The organism is Stenotrophomonas sp. HMWF003 (genome assembly GCF_003061285.1).
In the GTDB taxonomy this organism is placed as follows: Bacteria; Pseudomonadota; Gammaproteobacteria; order Xanthomonadales; family Xanthomonadaceae; genus Stenotrophomonas; species Stenotrophomonas maltophilia_AP.
Map to the genome: position 1 here is coordinate 1 of NZ_QAIW01000084.1, position 4,565 is coordinate 4,565.

Sequence of the window (4,565 nt, forward strand, 5' to 3'; positions counted from 1 at the left end):
GTCTTCGGGGATGGGCTCGGGCTGGGCGACCGGCTCAGGCAGGTCGGGCAGCTTCTCCGAAGCACGCAGCGCCTGGCGCGCGGCGGCGGCCTCGGAGGCGGACAACTGCAGGCTGGCCTCGATCGCCGGGTCGCCAGCGGCGGCCTCGGTGGTGCGTTGCGGCGACCACAGCCAGGCGCCGATGAACACCAGCGCGAGCAGCAGGTGCACGCCAAGCGCCAGCGCGATCGGCAGACCCCACTTTTCTTCCGGCTGGCGCTGCGGTGGCAGGGCTTCAGCGTGCATCGGTCGCCAGGCCCACCTTTTCCACGTTGGCGCGCTTGATCACGTCCATCGCCGCGACCACCTTTTCATAGGCCACGGCCTTGTCGGCGGCCACGATCACGCGCAGGTTCTTGTCCTGTGCGGCCAACGCGCCCAGCTGCGCCTGCAGCTGGCCGGGATCCATCGGGGTCGGTTCCTTGGCCTCGGGCAGCTTCAGGCTGAGCTGGCCGTCCAGGCGCACCGACACGATCACCGGGTCCTGCTTGCTTTCCAGGGCCTTGGCCTGGGAGCTGGGCAGGTCGACTTCGAAGCTCAGCGTCAGCAGCGGCGCGGTGACCATGAAGATGATCAGCAGCACCAGCATGACGTCGATGTACGGCACGACGTTGATTTCGGATTTGAGCTTGCGGCGCTTGCGGCGGCCGATGGCAGCAGTCATGGCAGGGTCCTTGGTGCGGGGCGCTTACTCGTCGCCGGCGCTCTGGCGCTGCAGGATCGAGCTGAACTCTTCTGCGAAGGTTTCAAAACGGACCGACATGCGCTCCACGCGGGTGGTGAAGCGGTTGTAGGCCCACACCGCCGGGATGGCCACGAACAGGCCGATGGCGGTGGCGAACAGGGCTTCGGAGATGCCCGGGGCGACCGAGGCGATACCGGCCTGCTCACCGCTGTTGATCATGTCGTGCATGGTCACCATGATGCCGAACACGGTGCCGACCAGGCCCACGTACGGGGCGGTCGAACCGATGTTGGCCAGCAGCTCCAGGCTGCGTTCCATCTGGTCCACTTCGCGGGTGTAGGTGGTGCGCATGGCGCGCTGGGCACCTTCCAGCTGCGCGCGACCGTCCAGCCGGCGCTTGTCGCGCAGGCGGGTGAATTCGCGGAAGCCGGCTTCGAAGATCGCTTCCAGGCCGCCCACCTTGCGGTTGCGGTCGGTGGCCGAGCTGTACAGCTTGCCCAGGTCGGCGCCGGACCAGAAGCGGCTTTCGAACTCGTCGGCTTCGCGGTTGGCGGCGTTGAACACGCGCGCCTTGCGGAAGATGATCACCCAGCTGATGAACGAACCGGCCAGCAGCAGCAGCACGATGATCTTCACCGGCAGGCTGGCCTTGACCATCAGGTCCAGGTAGTTGATGCCACCGCCATGCGCGGCCTGCGCAACCGTCTGCGCCGCAGCACTGGTCACTTCCTGCGGCAGCGCCTCGGTCACCGTGGCCTGCAGGGCCAGGAGCATTGCGATCATCCGTTGTTCCTCACTGTGCGGATACTTGAAGTTCGTAGGGTTTCAACGCGGCAAGGAGGACATCGTCCATGCCACGCGGTTTGAAGGTGGAGGCATCCAATGCCGCAATCCTGACCTGGGCGGTCAGCAGCGTTTCATCGCCGCGACACACGCGCTGGTCGAACACCATGCTGGCGCGCTTGCACTGCACCAGCGTGGCGGTCACGGCCAGCGCATCGTCCAGCCGCGCCGGCTTGAGAAAGTCCATGGTCATCGCGCGGACCGCGAATACCAGGCCATGGTCGGTGCGCGTGCGCTCCTGGCCAAAGCCCAATGCCCGCATCCATTCGGTCCGTGCCCGCTCCATGAAGGCCACATAGCGTGCGTGGTAGACCACGCCGCCAGCGTCGGTATCTTCCCAGTAAATGCGTGTCGGCCAACTGAACCGGGGCTCAATTTCCATCAATGGCCTCGGCAAACAGGTCCGCGGGGGGATTCTTCGGCTTCAGGCCCATGTGTCGGTACGCCTTGTGCGTGCACATGCGGCCGCGCGCGGTGCGGATCAGGAAGCCCTGCTGGATCAGGTAGGGCTCGACCACGTCCTCCAGCGTGCCGCGCTCTTCGGACAGGGCCGCCGCCAGCGATTCGATGCCCACCGGGCCACCATCGAAGTAGTCGACCATGGTCCGCAGCATGCGCCTGTCGAGCTCGTCGAAGCCTTCCGGGTCCACCTTGAGCATCTGCATGGCCGCCTGCGCCACGTCCTGGTCGATATGGCCGGCGGCCTTGACCTGGGCGTAGTCGCGCACGCGGCGCACCAGGCGGTTGGCGATACGCGGGGTGCCGCGCGAGCGCCGCGCGATTTCGGCCGCGCCTTCGGCGGTGCAGTCGATGTTGAGGATGGCGGCCGAGCGACGGACGATCTTGGTCAGCTCTTCCGGGGTGTAGAACTCGAGCCGGTGCACGATGCCGAAGCGGTCGCGCAGCGGCGCGGTCAGCAGCCCGGCCCGGGTGGTGGCCCCGATCAGGGTGAACGGCGGCAGGTCGATCTTGATCGAGCGGGCCGCCGGGCCCTCGCCGATCATGATGTCGATCTGGAAATCTTCCATGGCCGGGTACAGCACTTCCTCGACCACGGGCGAGAGGCGGTGGATTTCGTCGATGAACAGCACGTCGTGCGGCTGCAGGTTGGTCAGCAGCGCGGCCAGGTCGCCGGCCTTTTCGATCACGGGGCCGGAGGTGACCCGCAGGGCCACGCCCAGCTCATTGGCGATCACGTGGCTCAAGGTGGTCTTGCCCAGCCCGGGCGGGCCGAAGATCAGCACGTGGTCGAGCGCGTCGCCCCGGGCCTTGGTCGCCTCGATATAGATCGACAGCTGCTCGCGCACCGGCGCCTGGCCCAGGTAATCGGCCATGCGCTTGGGGCGGATGCTGGCGTCGGTGCCCTCGTCTTCGCGGGTGGCACCGGCACCGATGATGCGGTCGTCTGTCATGCGGCAATTATGCGGCAAAAGGAGCGCGATCCGCGCCCCGGGTAGTGCCGGCCGCTGGCCGGCTCCACGCGATCCACGCTCGAGGTAGTGCCGGCCGCTGGCCGGCTCCGCACGATGCAGGGGTCATGGGGAGCCGGCCAGCGGCCGGCACTACCGGGAACGCATCGGAGGGAGCGCGCCGAAGGCGCGGGGATTAGGTGGAATGCCCCGGGGACCACGGTTTGCGTAGCAAAGCGTGGGGCGCACCGCAGGTGGCGATCTGACGAAGTCAGATCTCCACCTGCGCCCCCAGTTCCACCAGCCGGTTGCCCGGGATCCGGAAGAACCCGGTGGCCGGGGCCGCATTGCGGTGCATCAGCGCGAACAGCTTGTCGCGCCAGATCGGCATGCCCCGGTTGGCGGTGGCCACGATGGTCTCGCGGCTGGCGAAGAAGGTAGTGTCCATCGGGTCGAAGTAGATCCCGCCGTGGTCGCACGAGCGCATCAGCGCCAGCGGCACGTCCGGGGTTTCCATGAAGCCGAAGCGCACGTAGATGCGGTAGAACTCATCGCCCACCGACTCGATCTTCAGGCGCTGGCCCTCCGGCGCGTACGGCACCGGCAGGGTCACCACGTGCAGGAAGACGTTGCGCTCGTGCAGCACCTTGTTGTGCTTGAGGTTGTGCATCAGCGCATGCGGCGCCACGGTGGGGTCGGCGGTGAGGAACACCGCGGTGCCCGGCACCCGTACCGGCGGGGCCAGCATCAGCCCGGGCAGGAACGTGTCGATGCGGATGCCGTCCTTGCGGATCTCGTCACGCAGCAGCTCGCGGCCGCGCCGCCAGGTACGCATCATCGTGAACAGCACGATGCCCAGCACCACCGGGAACCAGGCGCCCTGCAGCAGCTTGGCGCCGTTGGCGATCACAAAGCCCAGGTCGATGATGAAGAACACCACGCACAGCGGGATGATCCAGTAGCGCGAGGTCGGCCACAGCGCGCGGGCCACCAGGGCCAGCAGCAGGGTGTCGATCAGCATCGTCGCCGACACCGAGATGCCGTAGGCCACGGCCAGGTTGGACGAGCTGCGGAAGGCCAGCACCAGCCCGATCACCATGACCGCGATGCCCCAGTTGATGCCGGGGATGTAGATCTGGCCGATGGTGTCGTGCGAGGTATGGGTGATGCGCATGCGCGGGATGTAGCCCAGCTGCATGGCCTGGCGCGAGACCGAGAAGGCGCCGGTGATCACCGACTGCGAGGCGATCACCGCGGCCATGGTGGCCAGGATGATCATCGGGTACAGCGCCCAGTCGGGCACGGCCTCGAAGAACGGGTTCTTCACTGCCTCGGGGTTGTTGAGCACCAGCGCGCCCTGCCCCAGGTAATTCAGCACCAGGCACGGCAGCACGAAGAAATACCACGCATGGCGGATCGGCTTGGCCCCGAAGTGGCCCATGTCCGCGTACAGCGCCTCGCCACCGGTGACTGCCAGCACCACCGCGCCCAGGATGAAGATGCCGTGCCAGCCGTGCTCCATGAAGAAGCGCAGCGCCCACATGGGGTTGAAGGCCTTGAGCACTTCCGGCGCGTCGACGATGTTCCAG

The 4,565-nt window shown here is 67.1% G+C and carries 5 protein-coding genes and 1 pseudogene; all 6 read right to left on the reverse strand.

What is annotated here, in order from left to right; translation table 11 throughout:
• A pseudogene (locus tag DBR34_RS03340) lies at positions 1 to 285 on the reverse strand (protein TolA); the annotation flags it as partial.
• Complete coding sequence (gene tolR, locus DBR34_RS03345; RefSeq protein ID WP_128095692.1) at positions 275 to 703, reverse strand: protein TolR; 429 nt, start codon at positions 701 to 703, stop codon at positions 275 to 277. The gene tolR and the pseudogene DBR34_RS03340, both read right to left, overlap by 11 nt.
• A 24-nt stretch (positions 704 to 727) precedes the next feature.
• On the reverse strand, positions 728 to 1,507 hold the full coding sequence (tolQ, locus tag DBR34_RS03350) for a protein TolQ (protein WP_038686716.1): 780 nt from the start codon (positions 1,505 to 1,507) through the stop codon (positions 728 to 730).
• A 10-nt stretch (positions 1,508 to 1,517) separates the two neighbouring features.
• On the reverse strand, positions 1,518 to 1,949 hold the full coding sequence (gene ybgC, locus DBR34_RS03355; protein ID WP_128095693.1) for a tol-pal system-associated acyl-CoA thioesterase: 432 nt from the start codon (positions 1,947 to 1,949) through the stop codon (positions 1,518 to 1,520).
• On the reverse strand, positions 1,939 to 2,979 hold the full coding sequence (gene ruvB / locus DBR34_RS03360; protein WP_128095694.1) for a Holliday junction branch migration DNA helicase RuvB: 1,041 nt from the start codon (positions 2,977 to 2,979) through the stop codon (positions 1,939 to 1,941). The genes ybgC and ruvB overlap by 11 nt, the downstream gene beginning before the upstream one ends.
• A gap of 268 nt (positions 2,980 to 3,247) precedes the next feature.
• The coding region (locus DBR34_RS03365) for a KUP/HAK/KT family potassium transporter (protein ID WP_128095695.1) at positions 3,248 to 4,565 on the reverse strand (1,318 nt) is incomplete at its 5' end.